The sequence below is a fragment of the Lutispora saccharofermentans genome, assembly GCF_024363565.1.
Classification (GTDB): domain Bacteria; phylum Bacillota; class Clostridia; order Lutisporales; family Lutisporaceae; genus Lutispora; species Lutispora saccharofermentans.
In genome coordinates, this window is the sequence record NZ_JAJEKE010000001.1 from 123845 (window position 1) to 144500 (window position 20656).

Below are 20656 nucleotides of genomic sequence, written 5' to 3' on the forward strand. Positions count from 1 at the left end.
ATACTATAGCATATTTAGCGGGTTAATATCCATACTAACGCTTACCTCTTCTGAATTTAAAAATGCTGAGTTATTAAAATCCCTCAGTATTTTAAGCACTTCTTCTTCTTTGACCGATTTTAAAACCAATTGCCACCTGTGCCTGTTATTTATTCTTGAAAGCGGAGCAGGTGAAGGACCCCATATTTCAATATTGCTATTATCGCCACGTAATTTATTCAGCGATCTGCCTGCTTCTTTGGCGGCTTTTACCACTGCATCTTCCCCTATGCCGCTTATTACTATATGTCCCAAATGAGAAAACGGAGGATAATTCATCTCCTTCCTCATCTTTATTTCATCCTTATAAAATCCTTCATAGTCATGATTTTTAGCATATAATAAGCTGTAATGCTCCGGTGAGTATGTCTGGATTATAACCGTACCAGGCTTATCACCCCTGCCTGCTCTTCCTGCAGATTGTGTGACCATTTGAAAAGTTTTTTCTCCTGCTCTAAAATCAGGCAGGTTCAAATATGTATCCGAGGTGATAATACCTACCAATGTGACATCCGAAAAATCATGGCCTTTTCCTATCATCTGTGTCCCAATCAACACGGAGGCTTCTTTATTCCTGAATTTATCAAGTATTAATTTATGAGAATTCTTCCTGGTCGTTGTATCTGCATCCATCCTTAAAACATCTATGTCATCAAAGGTGCTTTGAAATTCCCTTTCGACTCTTTGAGTTCCAATGCCGAAATACTTGATATAGCTGCTTTTACAGCTTGGACATTCCTTAGGGTTTGGGCGGGAATATCCGCAATAATGGCAGGTAAGATAATTGCCCTTAGCATGATAAGTCAGAGAAATATTACAGTTGGGGCATTTAGCCACAAACCCGCAGCTTCTGCAGGAAACAAAGGTGGAATAGCCTCTCCTGTTTAAAAATAGTATTATTTGATCCTTCTGCCCTAATGCGATTTTTATTTCTTCCGCCAGGCTATGGCTGAAAATACTCTTATTGCCCGCCTTTAACTCCTCTCTCATATCCACTATTTTTACATTCGGCATGACTTTGTTGTTAACCCTGGTATTAATAGATACCAGAGCCATATTATTCAGCTTATTTGTTGCCTTAAAATAGCTTTCAATGGAAGGCGTAGCAGAGCCAAGCAATAACCGGGCTCCTTCAATATCACATCTTTTCATTGCAACTTCCCTGGCATCATATTTGGGCCTGGTCTCTGATTTATATGTATTCTCATGTTCTTCATCGATTATTATTATTCCAAGCTTTTCAAAAGGAGCAAATATCGCGGATCTCGCGCCGATGGCCACCTTGGCTTTCCCCTCAGCAATCCTTCTCCATTCATCATATTTCTCCCCGTTTGAAAGGCCGCTGTGCAGCACTGCTACAGTATCGCCGAACCTGCTTACGAATCGCCTGATCATTTGGGGAGTCAGAGATATCTCCGGAACAAGAACAATGCCTTGTTTGCCCTTTTTCAATTCAGCTTCTATCAATTGAAGGTATATTTCTGTTTTTCCGCTGCCGGTAACACCATGAAGGAGTACATGCCTTCCTTTTTTGAAGCATTCCTCTATTTCCCCAAACGCTCTGCATTGCTCCTTAGTAAGGATTTTCTTGCTTTCTGCCTGAATTTTCTCCGGTACCAATCTGTAGGCTTCTTTTTCCTCGATTCTGATAAAGCCCTTGCTAAGCAGGTTATCAATAGTAGCTTTACCGATCGCATAATCTTTTTGCAAAGCTTTAATGCTGATACCGGGTTTAGAACCAACTATATCCATCAGCAGCCTCTGTTTTTTTGCATTGGCTGGAATTTCTGCTTTTTCAGCATCGGGATAGACAAATCTTTCATACATTATATTCTCTTGGCTTTTTACTTTTTGATGCCTCTTGAGTACTCCAAGCTTTATGAGCTTTTTGACGGCATTCTCTAAAATATTATCGTTAAAATTATCTCTTAGTTCTTCTTTTGTAGCCCTTCCGCCATTTTCCTCCATAAACTCCAAAACATCCATCAGCGCCTGGGGATTGCCTTCCTTCAGTAAATCTATATTCTTGCTGTCCTGGTTTAACTCATATATATATGTGTTTTTAATCCTTATATTAGCAGGCAGTGCTCCATGAATGGCTTCAATATAATAGCAAAGATATTTTTCCCGCATCCATTTTATGAGTTTAAGCATATCTGCGGACAAAAATATATCATTGCTGGGCAATCCTGCTATAGCTTTGAGCTTGTTTATTTCCAGCTCAGTATTGCTTTTTAAACCTACTACATAACCTGCAATTTTTTTATTTGCTCTTCCAAAGGGCACTATTACCCTGTGCCCAATTTTAATTTCCAGGCCTTGGGGAATTAAGTAGCTATAGACTCTGTCCGTTTCTTTGCATTTATTATCTACTATGATTTGTGCAATCTTCATCTCATTCAAAATATCTCCCTACCTCCCCCTTAAAAAACTCAAGATTTTTAACCACTGAAAGGCACTGAATTTTTCACGAAAAAACACGAAAGTATTTTTTATAATCCTAGGAAAGTATAATTTTAGCTTAATATAAATTTGACCTAATGAATTACGAAAAAGGCTTCCTTGATTGTTAAAATAGTTCCAATAGAAGCCTTTCTTATTTTATATTTTTATTTTTTATTGATTTTTGTTAATTATTATCAAACTTTCAGTGATTTTTGTGAAGTTTCCGTGTCTTTTAGCGGTTGACCTCTCCCAATTGCTGCAAATACATCACTCTATCCAATATCAGATCCGCCAATTGATGCTTTGACATCTTCGGCACGCTCTCTATATTTCCGCCTCTGTCAATTATTTTTACAATATTTGTATCGGTCGCAAAACCGGCCCCTTCCGTAAACAGATCATTGGCTACTATGAAATCAAGATTTTTTTTCAATACCTTTTCCTTTGCATTCTCTATAAGATTCTGGGTTTCCATTGCAAAGCCAACTAATATTTTATCTCCTTTTATTTTACCCAGCTCATATAATATATCAGGATTTTTCACCAGCTCTATGGTTAGATTTTCATCCTTTTTTTTAATCTTCTGATCATGGGCTACAGCAGGAGCATAATCCGCCACTGCAGCGCTTTTTATTATTATCTGAGCCTCGTCGAAATGCTCCATAATCCTTCTCTGCATGTCCTTCGCAGAATTTACAGAAATCAGACGGACACCCTTTGGAGCTTTTAACGCAGTAGGGCCTGATATCAGGTATACCTTGGCTCCTCTTTCCGCAGCTTTTTCTGCAATAGCATAACCCATCTTCCCTGTAGAATGATTGGAAATAAACCTGACCGGATCGATAGGCTCCCTTGTCGGACCTGCAGTAATAATAATGGTTTTATCCTGAAGATCCTTCTTTTTGTTCAATATTTCATTTATACAAAGCTCTATATCATAAGGTTCAGCCATCTTGCCTTTTCCGATATCACCGCAGGCAAGCCTGCCTTCTCCCGGTTCTATGAAATGGTAACCAAGCTCTCTCAAACGATCAATATTGGATTGCAGGATTTTATTTTCATACATGTTGCTGTTCATAGCAGGTGCAAATACCAAAGGTGCCGTTGTTGCCATTGCTGTGGTAGTGAGCATATCATCAGCTATGCCATTTGCTATCTTTCCTATGATATTGGCTGTAGCAGGCGCAATAACAACTACATCAGCTTTTTTGGCCAAAGATATATGCTGAATCTCCCAATATTTAGGTTCTTTAAACATATCGACGATCACTTGATTGGAAGACAATGCCTGAAAGGTTAACGGGCTTATGAAATTGATAGCATTCTCAGTCATTATCACATCTACATTGGCCCCCGCCTTGACTAAACGGCTTACTAAATCACAGGACTTATAAGCAGCAATCCCGCCGGTCACACCTAAAACTATATTTTTACTCTCTAGCATTATTTTCACCTGATTGCTTATTTTGTTTACCACTGATGCATTCAAGCTTGCCTTCTGCAATCTCATGTATAGCAATGGTTACCGGCTTTATGGAATTGATATCCACCAAGCTCGGCTGGCCGTCTACCAGCTGCCTAGCCCTTTTGGCCACTGCAACAACAAGTGTATATTTGCTGTCAACCTTTTGAAGTAATGTATTTATTGTAGGACTTATCATTATAATTCCTCCTTGAATCCTGATAAATCAATATGATATCTACTTAATCTGCACTTTTCCGCTTTAATTATGCAATAAATCTTTTCTACAGCGCTGTTTAAATCGTCATTAACAACAATATAATCGTAGTATTTTGCTTGTTGGACTTCTTCAAAAGCGCAAGTCATTCTCTTATCCATATCTTTTTGAGTCTCAGTTCCTCTTTTGACAATCCTGCTCTTTAGCTCTTTAAAAGAAGGCGGCATTATGAATATAAATATGCCATCCTCATAGTTTCTTTTAACCTGTTTAGCCCCTTGGATGTCAATTTCCAAAATAACATCTTTTCCATTGCTGATCTTATCCATTACATTTTTTTTAGGAGTGCCGTAATAATTATCATAAACACGGGCGAACTCTAAAAAATCTTCTCTTTCAATCATCTTTTCAAAAACTTCTTTTTCTTTGAAATAATAATTTATGCCATCAATTTCACCCTGTCGCGGTCTTCTTGTAGTGGCTGAAACAGATAGCTCCAAATTATCTATACCTCTTTTTACCAGCTCCTTGCAAATTGTACCCTTCCCAACAGCTGAGGGGCCGGAAATCACAATTAGCAACCCTTTATTATTTACCATAGATGCCTCACCTTACACAATACTTATTCTTCAACCGGCTCTTCTTCTTCCTCTTCCTCCGATTCAACCTTGTCTACCAATCGGTGGGCTACTGTTTCGGGCTGGACTGCTGATAATATGATATGATCGCTATCGGTAATGATCACCGCTCTTGTTCGTCTGCCATAGGTTGCGTCTATCAGCATCCCCCTATCCCTCGCTTCTTGCACTATTCTCTTTATCGGCGCAGATTCAGGGCTTACTATAGCTACTAGCCTATTAGCCGATACAATGTTGCCAAATCCTATATTGATAAGTTTAATGCTCATTCTAAATCCTCCTAATTATTCTATGTTTTGTATCTGTTCCCTAATTTTTTCTATTTCGGTTTTTAAGTTTACCACATTATTGATTATGTCTATCTCAGTGCCCTTTGAACCTATGGTGTTTACCTCTCTGTTCATTTCTTGAATTATAAAGTCAAGTTTTTTTCCGACAGTACCTCTGGAATCCATTGTTTTTTCAAACTCTGATATATGACTTCTCAGCCTTACTGTTTCTTCATCTATACTGCTCTTATCTGCCATTAATGCCACTTCCGTCATAAATCTGCTTTCATCAAGAGGTATACCTTTGCTCAATTCCAATATTCTTTCCCGGAGCTTATCCATATATGCATAGACCAAGCCTTCATCTTTTGCATCTATTTCATCAACTATCTCCTTTATATATCTCAACTTGTCTTTAATATCCGTAAAGAGTCTCTGGCCCTCTCTTTCTTTCATCTGAGACAAAGCTTCAAAAGCTTTTTCTAAAGCCGCTTTCAAAATCCTCCAGAGCTCATCTTCCTCTTTCTCAACCTTTTCTACTTTAATAATGTCTGAAAACCTGGTTAACAAAGAGAGATTAATATCGTCTTTAATATTGAATTCGTCTTTTATTGCATTTAAACAATCTATATAAGATCTAGTCAAATTAGTGTCAAGTTTTATTTCTACATCCTGCCCAAAGGAATCATAATTGATAAAGATATCAACTTTTCCTCTGCCTATCTTAGAGGCTGCATATTCTCTAACCTTCTCTTCCAAACCTGATACAGTTTTTGGCATCCTTATAGAGAAATCACTATATCTATGATTTACGGTTCTGACATCAACAGTAAAGCTTATATTATCTTCGCCATACTCTCCCCGTCCAAACCCTGTCATACTTTTTATCATCATATCCATCCTTCCAGATAGTTTTAAAGAAGCTGCCAGTTCACTAAGTTCTATATAATTTTATATAATTTTATCCAAAAACACAATAGGAAGATTTTATTTGTTGTATTAACTGATAACGATTGCAAAAGCTCCGGGACTAAGACTTTGTAAAACTTGTATAGGTTTGCGTCAAAACTCGCACAGAGTGTTTATCATTACTGTTAAGACTCAAGTAATTTATGAGGTTTTCTGATTTAACAAAATATAGGCTCAAACAGTTGACGCAACTTTTCCTATACTGCGCTAACAAACTCTAAATCCCTGCGCAATGCACTCTTGTATCAGTTAGCACAACATGCTAAATTATAGTTATTGCAGTAAAATCAAACTTACCCGAAAATACCTCCTTGGCTGTGCCTTCCATATATATATTATTCTGTCCATCCCATTCAATGATTAAATCTCCGCCTCTTAAATGAACCAATACCCTGTTGTCAAGCAGATCATTAACAATACCTGCAGCTACACTGGCACACGAGCCTGTGCCGCAAGCCTGAGTGTAACCTGCACCCCTTTCCCAAGTTCTTAAAATTATCTCACTTCTGCTGAGTATTTTTACAAAATTTACATTGGTTTTAAGAGGGAAAAAGGAGCTCTCTTCTATTTGTTTTCCTTCTCTGATGATGTCGCTGTCTGCCAGTTCATCCTTAAATATGACAGCATGGGGAACTCCCATAAGCATTGCAGTGATATCATATACTGCAGAGCCAATCTTAATTTTTATATTTTTAACCGTTTCGCATTCTATATTGCATGGAATAGCCTTAGGATCAAATGCCGGCTTTCCCATGTCAACTTTAATTTTCATTACCTTATCATTTTCTGTTTGAATTTCTGGTATTATCTCTCCAGCAAGAGTTTCAATATGTATTGTTTTTTTCTTGATTATGCCCTTCTCATACAAATATTTGGCAAAGCACCTTGTTGCATTGCCGCACATTTCAGCACTGCTCCCATCCGAATTATATATTACCATTTTCACATCGAAGTCTTTGCTATTCTCTGCCAATAAAATACCATCTGCGCCGATGCCAAAATTCCTATGACACAATGCTCTTATGGTATCTTTTTCAAATTTTATTTTTTCCTCCCTGTTGTCAATGATTATAAAGTCGTTTCCAAGTCCGTGATATTTATAAAAATCTATCATAATTACCCTCCTGCCTATCTCTTATTCGTATTATAGCATATATGAAAATTGTGAAGCAATTTTTATGCCTCCAGCTTCTAGTCTTTAGTATTAGGGTATTTATAATTCTCCTGACCTACTTTTCCGTGAAAAATTCCGTATCTTTCAGTGGTTTCCGCCTCTCCATCAGCCCATTTGCCTATTTGCCTATTTTTCGCATCATGTTATAATCTTATTAGCTTTACAAGAAATTTGTATATATTCCGGGAGGTAATGATATGCCCTTTGATGGTATAACCGTGAGCTCTGCAGTATCAGAATTAAATACTGCTATCCTAAATGGCAGGGTAGAAAAAATATATCAGCCTGAAAAAGATGAAATAACATTTAACATCAGAAATAATAAATCAAATTATAGATTGCTTATCTCGGCCAGTCCTATGTATCCCAAGATACATCTTACCGAAGATAATAAAAGCAATCCGATTAATGCGCCTGCCTTCTGCATGCTTCTTAGAAAGCACCTTACAGGCAGCCGTATAATCAGCATCAAGCAGCCAAGCCTGGAGCGGGTGATCGAAATAAACTTCGACTGCATAGACGAGATGGGATACAGCATTGAAAAGTCTATCATAGCAGAGGTAATGGGACGCCACAGCAATATTATATTTATTGATAGTCAAGGCATGAACATAATCGACAGCATAAGAAGAGTGAGCAATGATATGAGCAGCATAAGAACGATTATGCCGGGCTTAAAATATGTATATCCGCCCTCTGATAATAAGAAAGACCCGCTTACGATCTGCGAAAGCGAATTTTTATCAGATATCCATTCTCTGTCTGCAAGCATCAAAGCAGATAAATATCTTGTGAAAGCCTTTTATGGAATAAGTCCTATAGTTGCGCAAGAAATATGTTTCAGGGCAAGGATTGAATCTGATCTGGATATAAAGATTCTGAATGAGGAGCAGCTTCTGTGTCTTTTCAGCGAGTTTCACAGGTTAATAGAACAAATAAAGTCCAAGGATTATAAGCCCAATATTATAATGGATGATTCAAAAAATATAGACTTTTCAGCTATTGAATTAAGCGTATATAATGATTTTAAAAAAACTTATATGGATAGCATCAGCAAAACTATCGAAGCCTTTTATATTCAAAAAGATAAAATTGACAGAACAAAGCAAAAAACCGGCGATCTCAGCAGAATAGTAAAAATAAAGCTGGAAAGAGATGAAAGAAAACTCAGTATTTTGGAAAAAGAGCTCGCAGAAGCAAGAAACGCTGAATATCACCGGCTTTGTGGGGATATTATAATGGCCAACCTCTATAGAATCAATAAAGGGGAAGAAAAAGCAATCCTGCCTAACTTCTTCAACGAACAGGAGGAAAAAATAGAAATAGCCTTGGATCCTCGTTTATCTCCAGCAAGCAATGCTCAAAAATATTATAAGCAATATAATAAGTCGAAGGTTGCTCTAAAGCTCCTTTCAAACCAGATAGAACAGGTTTTGGAGGAAATAGTATACCTTGAAAGCATACAGGATAGTTTAAACAGAAGCTTAGAAGAACAGGAGATAAATGAAATCAGGATGGAATTAGCAGAAGGAGGCTACATAAGGAGAGGGAAGGAAAACAAGAAAAACGTTAAAGCCTCCCAGAAAGCTTCAAAGCCAATGCATTTTATTTCTTCATCCGGCTTTGATATATATGTAGGTAAAAACAATACGCAAAATGATTATCTTACATTAAAATTTGCATCAGCAAATGACCTCTGGTTTCACACAAAGGATATCCCCGGCTCCCACGTCATAATAAAAACGGATGGGAAAGCTGTTGATGACAATACATTGTCTGAAGCGGCAAATCTGGCTGCTTATTTCAGCAAAGGCAAGTTGTCCTCCAACGTACCTGTGGACTACGCCTGGAAAAAGAACGTTAAAAAGCCCTCCGGTGCCAAACCCGGCAAAGTGATATATGAAAGCTACAAAACAATTTATATAACTCCTGATGAAGGGAAAATAAGCCGTATGAGAAAATAAAAGGATCTGGCTCATAAACCAGGTCCTTTTATTATACATAAATATACTAAAGCTTTTTAGAGAACGCTGCAAGCACAACAATTACTAGAAGTCCAAATATCATTAAGCCTTTTTGAGCTATTGATGTAATTCCTACAAATGCAACTATGCCTATCAAAACCGGAATTACATATTTGATCATAATATACCATGCTTCAAATAGCCCAAATTTTAGTGTTCCTCCATTTGTAAGTTCGTCTCTGAGATCTTCTTTCTTCAAGAACCAACCTGCAAATATCGCTAACAGCATTCCGCCAATTGCCAGGAATATCTTGTCAGTCAGGATATCAAAGAAATCAAAAGCTCCAACCCCAAGTACAGTGGCCTTTGACATGACTCCCAGAGATAGTGAGGAAAGCACACATAATATAAGCATAACTACAGAAGTACCATAAACAGCAGATTTCCTTGACAATTTTCTTTCATCCATTAAATATGCAACAACCACTTCTAATAAAGATACTGATGAGGTAAGAGCTGCAATCATCAATGCTAAAAAGAAGAAAGCTGAGAAAATCATTCCGAAGCCGCCCATTCCCGCAAATATCTGAGGTGCCACTACAAAAACCAAACCGGGGCCTGCTGTAGGCTCCAATCCAAATGCAAATAGCGCAGGGAATAAAGCAAGGCCTGCCAGAATAGCAGCACAAGTATCCATTGTAACTACAATCAAAGCATTTTGCGGAAGTTTTTCTTGTTTATTCAGATAGCTTCCATAAGTGATCATACATCCCATGCCTAGGCTCAGCGAGAAGAACGCCTGCCCCAACGCGGCTAAGAAAGTATTGCCGTTTACTACAGACCAATCAGGTACAAACAAAAATGAAAGTCCTGCGCTTGAGCCTGGCAGAGTAAGCCCTTTAATAATAATTATTATAAGTAATCCAAAAAGCATCGGCATTAATATCTTTCCTGCCGTTTCAATTCCTTTGGTAACTCCTCTTGCAACGATATAAACGTTGATCAGCATATAGAGAACCGTCCAAATCAATGGCTGAATAGGGTCTCCAATAAAAGCACCAAATGCATCCCCAACTGCCGCAGGATTTGAAAGTAAGCCGGTAAAGGATTTTACTATATAAGCCATAGACCATCCGCCGACTACCGGATAGAAACCCATGATCATAAATCCGCTAAGAACTCCCAGCACTCCAGCAAAAGTCCAGCTTTTGCTGTTAGTCTTATAAGCTCCTACCGCTGCAAGGTGAGTCCTTCTGCCTACGGTAAGTTCAGCAAGCATAATGCTGAGACCAATGAAGAAAACACAGGCTAAATAAATAACAATAAATGCGCCACCACCGTTCATGCCGGTCAGGTAAGGAAATCTCCAAATATTACCGAGACCTATAGCAGAACCTGCTGCTGCCATAATAAAACCAATTCGAGATCCCCAACTTTCTCTCTCTTTTTGTTCCATCACTACACCTTCCTTCCTTTTTTATGAGAAAATTTAAGCATTTTTTTCCATATATCCCCCCCTTTTAAATATTTTTTTATTTATTCTACACAAACAAGCAAAACACCTGCTATATGTCAAAATATTTTTATTTTTCAGAATATATAAGATATTCTGCGTTATTCCATAAATATTCGCTTTTGTGAATTTTCAAAAAAGATATATTGTTTGAAATTATATATGATTCTCTGCCAATTTTCAACATTTGTTATTTATTTAACTTACTATTTAAATTTTCTGCTCCCTGGTTTGTATGGTGCGGAACCCAGCTTGCATAACGGACAATTTTCGGCATCATAAGTATCCACATCCATCTCTAAAACAGAATCAAAGGGCCTGTTAAACTCTGCTCTTTCACCGCTTCTATCGATCACTGAACCGACAGCAGCTACTATGCCCCCCAAAGCCTCTACAAGTTTTATGACTTCCTTTACAGACCCGCCGGTAGTGACTACATCCTCGACGACTATTACTTTCTTTCCTTTTTCTATTTCGAAGCCTCTCCTGAGTGTCATAACTCCATTTTCTCTTTCGGCAAATAAAGCCTTTAATCCCAGCTGCCTTGCCACCTCATAAGCAAGGATTATGCCTCCTATAGCAGGTCCGACCACAATATCCGCATCATATTTTTCCATTTTTTCTGCAAGCACTCGGGAAACAGATTCACTGTACTCAGGAAATTGAAATAGCCTTGCGCATTGTAAGTATTTGTTGCTATGCTTTCCGGAGGTCAAAAGGAAATGCCCTTCTAAAAGTACCTCACATTTAATAAGTATTTCATTTATTTCATTATTATTCATAATTTTTCACTCCTCTGTTTATTTTAATTTCTTCAATTTTATTTAATCCACTATATTCCATATAATTTCGTATACCATCAAGCACTTCTATAGGAGCATAAGGGTTATAGAAGTTTGCAGTGCCTATTGATATAGCAGCCGCTCCGGCCATAATAAACTCTATTGCATCTCTCCATGTGCTTATGCCGCCCATGCCGATTATAGGGATATTAACCTTTTCAGCAGCTTGCCATACCATTCTTAATGCAATGGGCTTGACCGCCGGACCTGATAAACCGGCAACAACATTGTCAAAATATGGCTTCCTATTTTCTATGTCCATTTTCATTCCTATCATTGTATTTATCAAAGATATACAATCTGCTCCTGCCCCTTCAGCGGCTAATGCCATTTCTGAAATATCCGTCACATTAGGAGAAAGCTTGACGATCAAAGGGATTCCGATGCGTTTTTTTACCGCATTTGTAACCTGGTATATCAATTCCGGTTTTGTTCCAAATGCAATGCCTCCTTCTTTGACGTTAGGACAGGACACGTTAAGCTCAATAGCATCAACACTATTGCACAATTCCTGTGCCATTATTGAATATTCTTCTATGGTATTTCCTGATATATTAGCTATAATAGGCACTTTGTACCTTTTCAGAAATGGCAGCTCCTTTTCCATGAAGCCATATAAGCCGGGATTCTCCAGGCCCACACTATTTAATATGCCGGCAGCTGTTTCTGCTATCCTTGGAGGCTTATTGCCTTTTCTGGGCTTCAAGGTTATTCCTTTTACCGCTATGCCTCCCAAAGAGTTCAGATCATAAAAATTCGAATATTCCCTTCCAAAACCAAAGGTACCAGACGAAACCAGCACCGGATTTTTTAATCTCAGTCCGCCTATATCAACGCTCATATCGATCATCAAACTTCACCTCTCTGCTATTAAATACCGGTCCGTCTACGCATACCTTTTTGTAATAATTTTCCTCACTGCTTTCACAAGCGCATACCAGGCAAGCTCCTACACCGCATCCCATTCGTTCCTCCATCGAAAGATAGCATTCAACAGAATTTGCTTCACATAGCTCCTTTACTTTACTCAACATCATCTTTGGTCCGCAGGCATAAACCACTTCATAGCTGCTTATATTTCTTGCAAGAGCCTCTATGGGATATCCTTTGCTTCCCCTGCTTCCATCTTCCGTGTAGAGGAAAAACGCACCCGAATGCTTTATAAATTCATCAACAAAGTACACCTCATCCCTAAAGCCCATATATATATCAGGAGAATTAAGGTTTTGGCAAAGCTCCAATAGTGGTGCTATTCCGATGCCTCCACCTATAACGGCGGCTTTTTTATCTTTTAATATAGGAAAGCCTTTGCCCAAAGGGCCTATAATATCCAAGCAATCGCCTTGCCCAAGCCCCCCAAACAGCCTTGTCCCTTTGCCGCAGACTCTATATAACAGCATTATATGACCTTTTACAGAATCTGCTTTACAGATGCTTATCGGCCTTCTCAGCAAAGGGTCATAATTCAAAGAAGGTTTTATATGAAGGAATTGACCTGCTGATGCCTCCTTAATTATACTTTTTGAATTGATCACTAATTTATATATGTCTTTTGCCACTCTGTCATTAGATACTATTGAACATATTTCACGTTCCATTCATATGCCTCCTACCAAGCCACTTTATCGTTTTTTTCCAAGTGGCTGTTGATTTCATCCCTCATATCCAAAGCTGCTCTCCTGGCTGCCTTACCATAAGATTTTTCATCATAGTCCCTTTTATACTTATACAATAAATAAGCTCCGATTATACCCCTTGATGAATTAATTATTGAACCCAGCCCATCTTCATTAAAATATCCGGGCAGATCTGATGCTGAACCGCCTTGAGCACCATATCCGGGAACGAGAAAATAATTGGCTTTCATTATGCTTCTCAACTTTTCTCCTTCTTCCCTGAAAGTACCGCCCACAACTGCCCCTATCGGATTATACCCTCTTGCGCCTTTATGACCTTTTCCCAGCGAAACAACCATTTCGGCTGCATGTTCATATATCCTTTTGCCATCACAAGTCAAATCCTGTATATCTACTGATGACTTATTAGAAGTTTTCACAAGTATAAATATTCCCTTATCGCCATTTATGCATTTTTCTATAAAAGGATCGATTGAATCTCTTCCCAGATAGGGATTTACTGTTATTGCATCGCAGGCCAGAGAGCCCGGGCCTTCACCTAAATAATAATGTGAATAAGCTTCGCATGTACTTCCTATATCGCCCCTTTTTACATCAGCTATAATAAAAAGCCCTTTTCTTTTAGCATAACCGCATACCCTTTCGAAAGCCCTCAACCCTGACGAGCCGTATCTTTCAAAAAAAGCTATCTGAGGTTTTACCGCCGGCACAATATCATAGATATGATCTATTATCTCTTTGCTGAATACATAAAGCAGCTCGGCCAAGTTTTCCGCATTTTCCTCTTCACCCTTCAAGTATTGATTCTTTAAATGATCGGGAATTATATTGTAATGGGGATCTATTCCCACTATACAGTGATTTTTCATCTCTATTATTCTCTCTATCAATTTATCTGTAAACATCTAATAACCTTCCTTCTCATATACTATTCTACCCTTTGATATGGTCAACAATGTTTCTCCCCATAATTTTTTGCCATGGTATGGCATATTTTTCCCCTTTGATATAAGCTTCTCTCTATCTGCAATAAACTCAGCATCTAAATCGATAGCTGTTAAATCTGCAATGCCCCCTTCAGCTATTCTCCCTTTTTCAAGGCTCAAAAGCTCAGACGGTTTATAGCTCATTTTGCTGATCAGCTCATTCAAACTTAATATCCCGGTCTTTACCAGATATGTGTAGCATACAGAAAAAGCCAGCTCGATTCCCGAAATACCGTTAGCCGCTTTATTAAAATCCCCCGGCTTATCAGACGTGCTATGCGGCGCATGATCTGTCGCAATAACATCTATAGTCCCATCCTTTAATCCTTCTCTAAGGGCTAAGACATCCTGAAACCTTCTCAATGGCGGGTTCACCTTAAAGCTGGTATCATGAGCCAAGATATCTTCTTCAGATAGTGATAAATGGTGAGGCGTGACTTCACAGCTCACTTTAATTCCATTTTGCTTTGCCTTTCTAATGATATTGAGGGAGCCCTCCGTGCTTATATGGGCAATGTGTATTCCAGCACCTGTATGCTGCGACAGCATTACATCCCTCATCACCTGCAATTCCTCCGCCAAAGCAGGTATCCCTTTCAAGCCCAGTCTTGTACAGGCTTCACCTTCGTTTATCACCCCATCTCCGGCTAAGTCGATGTCTTCGCAATGATCTATTATAAGAAATTTTTTCTTTAAAGATTGCCTCAAGCCCTGAAGCATTATAGAATTATTCATTACGGGGCATCCATCATCTGAGAATAAGCTGATACCTTCATCGGTCATTGCCTGGAGATCACATAATTCATGACCTTTCTGGCCTAAAGTCAGTGCCCCTATAGGTATGACCTCTATCTTACTGCTCTTATCAATTATATCCCTCAATACTTTAAACGCGTTTATATTATCTATAACCGGTTTTGTATTTGGCATGCAGCAAATCGTCGTATATCCTCCCCTGGCTGCAGCCCTGCTGCCGCTTTCAACAGTTTCCTTATATTCATAACCCGGCTCCCTAAGATGACAATGCATATCAATAAAGCCTGGCACGACTGCATTTCCTCTCAGATCTATGCTTCTTTCTGCTTCAAGTGCGATGATATCCTTATCTATCCGGGTTATCCTCCCATGCTGTATTAAAACATCAAACAATCCGCAGTAATCGTTTACACCATCTGCCAGCATACAGTTCTTCATCAATATTTTCATGCCTTACCTCCATGCTTTCAAAAAAATAGAGCAGTCTATAAACTACTCATTTTCCACCAGTAAAACAATATCTCGCCCATCTATCTCATTTAAATTCACAATAACTTCCTCACTTCTTGAGGTAGGAAGATTTTTCCCAACATAATCCGCTCTTATGGGAAGTTCTCTATGACCTCTATCTACTAATACGGCTAATTGAATAGATACAGGCCTCCCATAATCCATTATGGCATCCATAGCAGCTCTTACCGTTCTTCCTGTAAATAAAACGTCATCTACCAAGACCACTTTTTTGTCCTTTAAATCTAAATTTATAGCCATAATATCTGATTTTAACTCTACTCTTTTGCTTTCTAAATCATCCCTGTAATTCGTCACATCAATCTCTGCAAAGCTGACCGCCTGGCCCTCTATAGATAAAATCTTATTTGCCAGCCTCGCTGCCAAGGGCAATCCCCTTGTTTTAATCCCTAAAAAGCATAGATTTTCTACTCCTTTGTTTTTTTCTACTATTTCATGGGCAATTCTGGTCAAAGCTCTGTTTATTGCTTTTTCATCCATCAATTCATTCTTAATGATCATATTCTCACCTCCCAACCATACCAACAGTATCAGAATACGGCCGCCGGATAAACTAAAAAAGTCTGCCTGAGGGCAGACATAGGTATACAAAGCACTATCGCTACCTTTCTTGCCTCACAGGACCAGATTAAAGGATGTTTTTATTATGTTATCATAGGTCAGTGCTATTGTCTAGATATTATGTTTTAGTTTTTCTAAAATATTAATAAAATATTCAGGAAGTGGAGCAGTAAATTCCATGTATTCACCGGTCCTGGGATGCATAAAGCCTAATATCTTAGCATGAAGCATTTGGCCTTTCAGCTTAAATCTTTGCTTTTTATATCCGTAAACCGGATCCCCTACTACGGGATGGCCCAGATATGCCATGTGCACTCTTATCTGGTGAGTCCGGCCCGTTTCCAGGCTTGCTTCTATTAATGTATTAGCCTGAAAAAATTCTATTGCCTTATAATGAGTGACCGCTCTCTTTCCATTTTTGCTTACAACAGCCATCCTCTTCCTGTCCTTTGGGTCGCGGCCTATAGGAGCGTCAACAATTCCTCTTTCCTCTTTCAGTCTGCCTTCAAGCAGTGCAATATACTTTCTATTAATAGAATGTTCCTTCAGTTGTCGTGACAAATTCATATGAGCTTCATTTGTCTTTGCTACCACTATCAATCCCGATGTATCTTTATCAATCCTATGAACTATTCCCGGCCTTATCACTCCATTGATGCCGGATAGTCCCTCACATCTGTTCAAAAGGCCGTTTACCAGAGTACCGCTGTAATTTCCATGGGCAGGATGAACTACCATACCCTGAGGTTTGTTTATAACCAATAAATCATCATCTTCATATATCACATCAATATCGATATCTTCAGCTTTTACTTCTAAATTAACAGGGTCCGGCAGTATGATCAATACATTATCTCCGGCATTTAACTTATAGTTTGCTTTCTTAGTTTTTTCTCCAACAAGAACCAACCCGTCTTCTATCAGCTTTTTTATATAAGTTCTTGAATGGCCCTCTACTCTCTCAGCCAAAAACACATCCAACCTTTTATCTTTGTCTATATCCAGGGCCTCTAAATTTATGGTATTCATAAAAACCTCTCTATAAAGTAATGTTTTTATTAAATATTAATAAGCAGCTCAATATTATGGCACCACATACGATAGCCGAATCCGCCAGATTAAATACCGGCGGGAAAAATGTGAAATGAATATAATCAACCACATATCCCAGCCTTATCCTGTCTATAAGATTTCCAATAGCACCGCCGACAATCAAAGCCAAACATATGGTAATGCCGATATACCTTTTATTCAGTTTAAAAATATAGAAGCATAAAACTAAAGAAATAATCAATATCAATATAATAAAGATTGTTCTGTTGCCTTTAAATAATCCAAAAGAGATTCCGCGGTTTTCAACATATGTTATGTAAAATAAGTTTTTAATAACCTCCAAGCTTGAATACGGCATTATTTCTTCAATAACTTTGAACTTTATAAACTGGTCTAAAGCAATTATTGCTCCGATAATAATGATAGAATACAAAAACATACCCCCTTTATTCAAAAAAGATTATAGCACAAGCCGGAAAAAAATGCGATTTTTATTCCAGCTGTTTTTTATATTGTTCGTTGCTTATGGACTCTACATCCTCCACATACCCCATGCTGTCATCTTTAGAAAAGGGGTTGTCGGAGGTTACATCATTGTATACATTTACATCCTGCCAGGCATCTTCCCCGTCAAACATTACACCATCTTCCAGTGAATTATCCCTGAAAGATCTGCCGAAAGGGGGCGTAAGTATCTGCTCTTCAATAGGCCTGCCCTTTTCCTCATCATCAGTTTTGAGCTTGAATTCATTCTCGCAGGAAATACACAGCCTTGCATATGGCAGGATATCAAGCCTTTCCTCTGCAATCTCCCCTCCGCAATGCTCACACAATCCGTAAGAACCTTCTTCAATTTTTTTCAATGCATCATTGGCTTCACCGATAACAAATTTATCATTATTTCTAAAAGAAAAATTTTTTTCGGCTTCAAAGGTTTCTGTGCCTATGTCTCCAGGATGGTTATCATAAGAGGATAATTCGCTGGTATTATCCTTAATGGATTCCCCCAACCCCAGATGATCCTCTGCAAGAGATTTCTCCCTCTCGTTTTTTATATCCATAAGCTTTTTTTCTAAATCTTCAATCTTACTCTTGTCCATAATCATGCCTCCTATAAATGATCTTGTACGATCTTGACTATTTCAGCGATAAACCCTCCTATAAAGGGTAAATTAAGCATTACAGCCATACGCAAAAAATATAAAGCAAGAGCGCCAAGTAGGGTAAAGCCTATGGCCATTCCGAATCCTCGCGCAAGCCCGGCGATAAAATTCATAAACAGCAGCTTTCTAGGCTTTGACATCATATCAACGTACTCGCCCAATTTTGCTTTTTCCAGTGCAAGAGCAATTTGCTCAACTCTTTCTTCTTTCATTCTTATTCCTCCAAAAATATTATTCCCCAAAATTTTTCTTTTAAAAAACAATAACATGATGCGCATATACATCATGTTATTGTTCAGCAATCAACATTAGTGCTCCCTTATATCCCTAAAGCAGCTTTCTACCTCCATCAGCTTCTCCATTAATCTATCAAAATCATTAAAATCCAGAGATTGTTCTCCGTCTGATAACGCCTGGCTGGGACAGGGATGGACCTCAATCATCACTCCGTCAGCACCGGCAGCTAACCCTGCCAAGGTCATGGGAAGGATAAGGCTCCTCAATCCGGTGCCATGACTGGGGTCTATAATGACAGGGAGCATGCTCAACTCTTTGAGAAGAGGAACAGCAGAGATATCAAGCGTATTTCTTGTATAACTATCGAAACCCCTTATGCCTCGTTCACAGAGCACAATATCACTATTCCCCTCTACAGCAATGTACTCTGCCGCAAGAAGAAAATCTTCAATAGTCGCCGCCAATCCCCTCTTCAATAATACAGGCTTATCATGCTTGCCTACTTCTCTAAGCAAAGCAAAATTCTGCATGTTCCTGGAACCTATCTGAAACATATCTGTATACGGATAGATCTTATCTATATCCCTGGGATCCATGATTTCTGTCACTACCGGCATTCCAGTGAGCTCCGACGCTTCTTTCATATATTTAAGCCCTTCTATTTCTAAGCCCTGGAAGCTGTACGGAGAGGTTCTTGGCTTGAAAGCCCCACCCCTCAGCATTGATGTGCTTTTGAGCTTCAGATGCTTTGCCGTATCTATCAGCATTTCTCTGCCTTCAATAGCACAAGGGCCCGCTATAACAACAAAATTTCCATTTCCAAAAATCGCACTGCCTGCTTTTACTTGCTTTCTATTACCATTTTTCTTTATGTGCTTTAACTCCATAATATGTCCTCCCGCGTGTTCCATGAGCATAACTCCCAAACAAAAACTCTCTCAACCTCTTCAGGATGAAAGAGCATAGTCTATATCTCTTTAAAATAGGAATCCAGATTATTTAATTCAGATTCTAAAAAAGTCTTGTATCGGGTCTTGAAAATTTGAAGCTGCTTCCTCATTTCTTCATATTCCTTATTAACTTTAATTACATTCTGATTTGCATCATCAATAATCTTTCTTTTGTTTTCATCTGATTCCCTTATTATTATCTCTGCTTCCTTCCTGGCATTAGCAATTATATCCTCTGAAGTTTTTTGTGCAATTATCAAGGTATTCTGCAGGGTCTTTTCAATCTCCGAATAGCTTTCAAGCCTTTCATTGATAGAGTTTAGCTTATCCTTTAATTCACTGTTCTCTCTATAAAGCTTTTCATAATCATTGACCACTTTATCAATGAATATATCGACTTCCTCCTCGCTGTAACCTCTAAAACCCTTCTTGAACTCCTTATTGCGTATGTCCATAGGAGTCATCATGCAAATAACCTCCCGTTCATATATACTTAATTATATTAACTTTGATTCTATCCTTTTTCGTTGTTCCTATAACATGGTCCAGCTTAACCCTGCCTTTACCTCTCCATGATATTACATCTCCAACCCTTACTTCTTTTGAAGGTCCTCCTTCAGGTTTCCAATTTATAAATACCTTAGAGCTTTTAATCGCTTCTGCAGCTGTTGTTCTGGATACTCCAAAGCCTGCAGCCAGCAGGCAATCCAATCTCAAAGAAGCAACAACAGCCGAAGTGCTTTTCTGTTCCTGCTCAAGCTCAGGCAGGTCGTCGCAACATTCAATATCTATATTTGTGCTGCCAACCTCTTCCAAATTATTTACCAGATAACCGGCAATGTCTCTATGAACGAATACAAAAGCCTCATCATTATTCTGTATAATATCCCCAATTTTTTCTCTTCTTATGCCGGCACCTATCAGAGAACCCAATATATCCCTATGCTTAATTTTCTTATGGGATCTCCATGAAAGATGGAGTATGGCGATAGGGTACTCGTCTTTATCAAGCTCAGCACTCTTACAATATATCCCGCAGATTTTCCTCTCGGCTTCTTTATAGCCTCCATAAAAATCTATTGAAATAGTTTTATTATTTCTAAAATAATCGCTTGTTATGATTTGCTGCTTTGGATCCAAAAAGTCAGTAAAGCTTTGAGCCATTTTTCTGTCGGAGCTTTGCACCAGGTCTTCCAGCCTTTTTATAAACAGTTGTTCGTCATGCTTTGATTTTATATTTTCCATATGCG

22 protein-coding genes are annotated in these 20656 nt (G+C 38.5%); 1 reads left to right on the forward strand and 21 read right to left on the reverse strand.

The window, feature by feature from the left end; all coding sequences use genetic code 11:
- Positions 1–3: 3 nt before the first annotated feature.
- The 7 genes from priA to dapF form a co-directional block, all read right to left on the reverse strand.
- Complete coding sequence (gene priA, locus LJD61_RS00670) at positions 4–2433, reverse strand: primosomal protein N' (RefSeq protein WP_255225993.1); 2430 nt, start codon at positions 2431–2433, stop codon at positions 4–6.
- Positions 2434–2716: 283 nt separating this feature from the next.
- On the reverse strand, positions 2717–3928 hold the full coding sequence (coaBC, locus tag LJD61_RS00675; protein WP_255225574.1) for a bifunctional phosphopantothenoylcysteine decarboxylase/phosphopantothenate--cysteine ligase CoaBC: 1212 nt from the start codon (positions 3926–3928) through the stop codon (positions 2717–2719).
- Positions 3915–4145, reverse strand: a complete 231-nt coding sequence (gene rpoZ, locus LJD61_RS00680; protein WP_255225575.1) for a DNA-directed RNA polymerase subunit omega — start codon at positions 4143–4145, stop codon at positions 3915–3917. The genes coaBC and rpoZ overlap by 14 nt, the downstream gene beginning before the upstream one ends.
- Entirely contained in the window at positions 4145–4762 is a 618-nt protein-coding gene (gene gmk, locus LJD61_RS00685) for a guanylate kinase (protein ID WP_255225576.1), read from the reverse strand. Before gmk ends, rpoZ begins: the two co-directional genes overlap by 1 nt.
- A 23-nt stretch (positions 4763–4785) precedes the next feature.
- Positions 4786–5070, reverse strand: coding sequence for an extracellular matrix/biofilm regulator RemA (remA, locus tag LJD61_RS00690; RefSeq protein WP_255225577.1), 285 nt, complete (start codon positions 5068–5070; stop codon positions 4786–4788).
- Positions 5071–5085: 15 nt separating this feature from the next.
- Positions 5086–5964: a YicC/YloC family endoribonuclease gene (locus LJD61_RS00695; RefSeq protein WP_255225578.1), complete on the reverse strand. Its 879-nt coding sequence runs from the start codon at positions 5962–5964 to the stop codon at positions 5086–5088.
- A 337-nt stretch (positions 5965–6301) separates the two neighbouring features.
- Positions 6302–7153: a diaminopimelate epimerase gene (gene dapF / locus LJD61_RS00700; protein WP_255225579.1), complete on the reverse strand. Its 852-nt coding sequence runs from the start codon at positions 7151–7153 to the stop codon at positions 6302–6304.
- A gap of 257 nt (positions 7154–7410) precedes the next feature.
- Between dapF and LJD61_RS00705 the strand changes: the two genes are divergently transcribed.
- Positions 7411–9177 carry an Rqc2 family fibronectin-binding protein gene (locus tag LJD61_RS00705; protein ID WP_255225580.1) on the forward strand — a complete coding sequence of 589 codons (1767 nt, stop codon included), beginning with the start codon at positions 7411–7413 and terminating at the stop codon, positions 9175–9177.
- Between the two features lie 46 nt (positions 9178–9223).
- Here the strand turns inward: LJD61_RS00705 and LJD61_RS00710 are convergent, their stop codons facing one another.
- From LJD61_RS00710 to LJD61_RS00775, 14 genes are all read right to left on the reverse strand, one after another.
- Positions 9224–10633 carry a sodium-dependent transporter gene (locus LJD61_RS00710; RefSeq protein WP_255225581.1) on the reverse strand — a complete coding sequence of 470 codons (1410 nt, stop codon included), beginning with the start codon at positions 10631–10633 and terminating at the stop codon, positions 9224–9226.
- 263 nt (positions 10634–10896) lie between these two features.
- A complete protein-coding gene (gene pyrE, locus LJD61_RS00715; protein ID WP_303740613.1) occupies positions 10897–11472 on the reverse strand; it encodes an orotate phosphoribosyltransferase in 576 nt (191 codons plus the stop codon).
- Positions 11465–12379, reverse strand: a complete 915-nt coding sequence (locus LJD61_RS00720) for a dihydroorotate dehydrogenase (RefSeq protein ID WP_408614661.1) — start codon at positions 12377–12379, stop codon at positions 11465–11467. The genes pyrE and LJD61_RS00720 overlap by 8 nt, the downstream gene beginning before the upstream one ends.
- Positions 12363–13130, reverse strand: a complete 768-nt coding sequence (locus tag LJD61_RS00725; protein WP_255225582.1) for a dihydroorotate dehydrogenase electron transfer subunit — start codon at positions 13128–13130, stop codon at positions 12363–12365. Before LJD61_RS00725 ends, LJD61_RS00720 begins: the two co-directional genes overlap by 17 nt.
- Positions 13131–13141: 11 nt before the next feature.
- Positions 13142–14074 carry an orotidine-5'-phosphate decarboxylase gene (gene pyrF / locus LJD61_RS00730; protein WP_255225583.1) on the reverse strand — a complete coding sequence of 311 codons (933 nt, stop codon included), beginning with the start codon at positions 14072–14074 and terminating at the stop codon, positions 13142–13144.
- Entirely contained in the window at positions 14075–15361 is a 1287-nt protein-coding gene (locus LJD61_RS00735; RefSeq protein WP_255225584.1) for a dihydroorotase, read from the reverse strand. It abuts the gene before it with no gap.
- A gap of 42 nt (positions 15362–15403) precedes the next feature.
- The gene (gene pyrR / locus LJD61_RS00740; protein WP_255225585.1) at positions 15404–15943 is read right to left on the reverse strand and encodes a bifunctional pyr operon transcriptional regulator/uracil phosphoribosyltransferase PyrR; all 540 of its coding nucleotides are present in this window, start codon (positions 15941–15943) and stop codon (positions 15404–15406) included.
- Between the two features lie 171 nt (positions 15944–16114).
- Positions 16115–17032, reverse strand: a complete 918-nt coding sequence (locus tag LJD61_RS00745) for an RluA family pseudouridine synthase (RefSeq protein WP_255225586.1) — start codon at positions 17030–17032, stop codon at positions 16115–16117.
- A gap of 10 nt (positions 17033–17042) precedes the next feature.
- Complete coding sequence (lspA, locus tag LJD61_RS00750) at positions 17043–17489, reverse strand: signal peptidase II (protein WP_255225587.1); 447 nt, start codon at positions 17487–17489, stop codon at positions 17043–17045.
- A 58-nt stretch (positions 17490–17547) separates the two neighbouring features.
- Complete coding sequence (locus tag LJD61_RS00755; protein WP_255225588.1) at positions 17548–18156, reverse strand: TraR/DksA C4-type zinc finger protein; 609 nt, start codon at positions 18154–18156, stop codon at positions 17548–17550.
- Positions 18157–18167: 11 nt separating this feature from the next.
- Entirely contained in the window at positions 18168–18431 is a 264-nt protein-coding gene (locus LJD61_RS00760) for a DUF5665 domain-containing protein (RefSeq protein ID WP_255225589.1), read from the reverse strand.
- A gap of 96 nt (positions 18432–18527) precedes the next feature.
- The gene (gene aroF, locus LJD61_RS00765; protein ID WP_255225590.1) at positions 18528–19343 is read right to left on the reverse strand and encodes a 3-deoxy-7-phosphoheptulonate synthase; all 816 of its coding nucleotides are present in this window, start codon (positions 19341–19343) and stop codon (positions 18528–18530) included.
- Positions 19344–19423: 80 nt separating this feature from the next.
- A complete protein-coding gene (locus LJD61_RS00770) occupies positions 19424–19873 on the reverse strand; it encodes a DivIVA domain-containing protein (protein WP_255225591.1) in 450 nt (149 codons plus the stop codon).
- Positions 19874–19889: 16 nt separating this feature from the next.
- Positions 19890–20651 carry a YlmH family RNA-binding protein gene (locus LJD61_RS00775; RefSeq protein ID WP_255225592.1) on the reverse strand — a complete coding sequence of 254 codons (762 nt, stop codon included), beginning with the start codon at positions 20649–20651 and terminating at the stop codon, positions 19890–19892.
- Positions 20652–20656: the final 5 nt, after the last annotated feature.

Coding starts and splice junctions, on each gene's coding strand:
- LJD61_RS00735 (WP_255225584.1), bottom strand. CDS start 15,361: ATGAAAATATTGATGAAGAACTGTATGCTGGCAGATGGTGTAAACGAT.
- LJD61_RS00760 (WP_255225589.1), bottom strand. CDS start 18,431: ATGAAAGAAGAAAGAGTTGAGCAAATTGCTCTTGCACTGGAAAAAGCA.
- priA (WP_255225993.1), bottom strand. CDS start 2,433: ATGAAGATTGCACAAATCATAGTAGATAATAAATGCAAAGAAACGGAC.
- remA (WP_255225577.1), bottom strand. CDS start 5,070: ATGAGCATTAAACTTATCAATATAGGATTTGGCAACATTGTATCGGCT.
- pyrR (WP_255225585.1), bottom strand. CDS start 15,943: ATGATCATTAAGAATGAATTGATGGATGAAAAAGCAATAAACAGAGCT.
- LJD61_RS00705 (WP_255225580.1), top strand. CDS start 7,411: ATGCCCTTTGATGGTATAACCGTGAGCTCTGCAGTATCAGAATTAAAT.
- LJD61_RS00745 (WP_255225586.1), bottom strand. CDS start 17,032: ATGAATACCATAAATTTAGAGGCCCTGGATATAGACAAAGATAAAAGG.
- dapF (WP_255225579.1), bottom strand. CDS start 7,153: ATGATAGATTTTTATAAATATCACGGACTTGGAAACGACTTTATAATC.
- aroF (WP_255225590.1), bottom strand. CDS start 19,343: ATGGAGTTAAAGCACATAAAGAAAAATGGTAATAGAAAGCAAGTAAAA.
- gmk (WP_255225576.1), bottom strand. CDS start 4,762: ATGGTAAATAATAAAGGGTTGCTAATTGTGATTTCCGGCCCCTCAGCT.
- LJD61_RS00710 (WP_255225581.1), bottom strand. CDS start 10,633: ATGGAACAAAAAGAGAGAGAAAGTTGGGGATCTCGAATTGGTTTTATT.
- pyrE (WP_303740613.1), bottom strand. CDS start 11,472: ATGAATAATAATGAAATAAATGAAATACTTATTAAATGTGAGGTACTT.
- LJD61_RS00725 (WP_255225582.1), bottom strand. CDS start 13,130: ATGGAACGTGAAATATGTTCAATAGTATCTAATGACAGAGTGGCAAAA.
- LJD61_RS00775 (WP_255225592.1), bottom strand. CDS start 20,651: ATGGAAAATATAAAATCAAAGCATGACGAACAACTGTTTATAAAAAGG.
- LJD61_RS00755 (WP_255225588.1), bottom strand. CDS start 18,156: ATGGACAAGAGTAAGATTGAAGATTTAGAAAAAAAGCTTATGGATATA.
- pyrF (WP_255225583.1), bottom strand. CDS start 14,074: ATGTTTACAGATAAATTGATAGAGAGAATAATAGAGATGAAAAATCAC.
- LJD61_RS00770 (WP_255225591.1), bottom strand. CDS start 19,873: ATGATGACTCCTATGGACATACGCAATAAGGAGTTCAAGAAGGGTTTT.
- LJD61_RS00695 (WP_255225578.1), bottom strand. CDS start 5,964: ATGATGATAAAAAGTATGACAGGGTTTGGACGGGGAGAGTATGGCGAA.
- coaBC (WP_255225574.1), bottom strand. CDS start 3,928: ATGCTAGAGAGTAAAAATATAGTTTTAGGTGTGACCGGCGGGATTGCT.
- rpoZ (WP_255225575.1), bottom strand. CDS start 4,145: ATGATAAGTCCTACAATAAATACATTACTTCAAAAGGTTGACAGCAAA.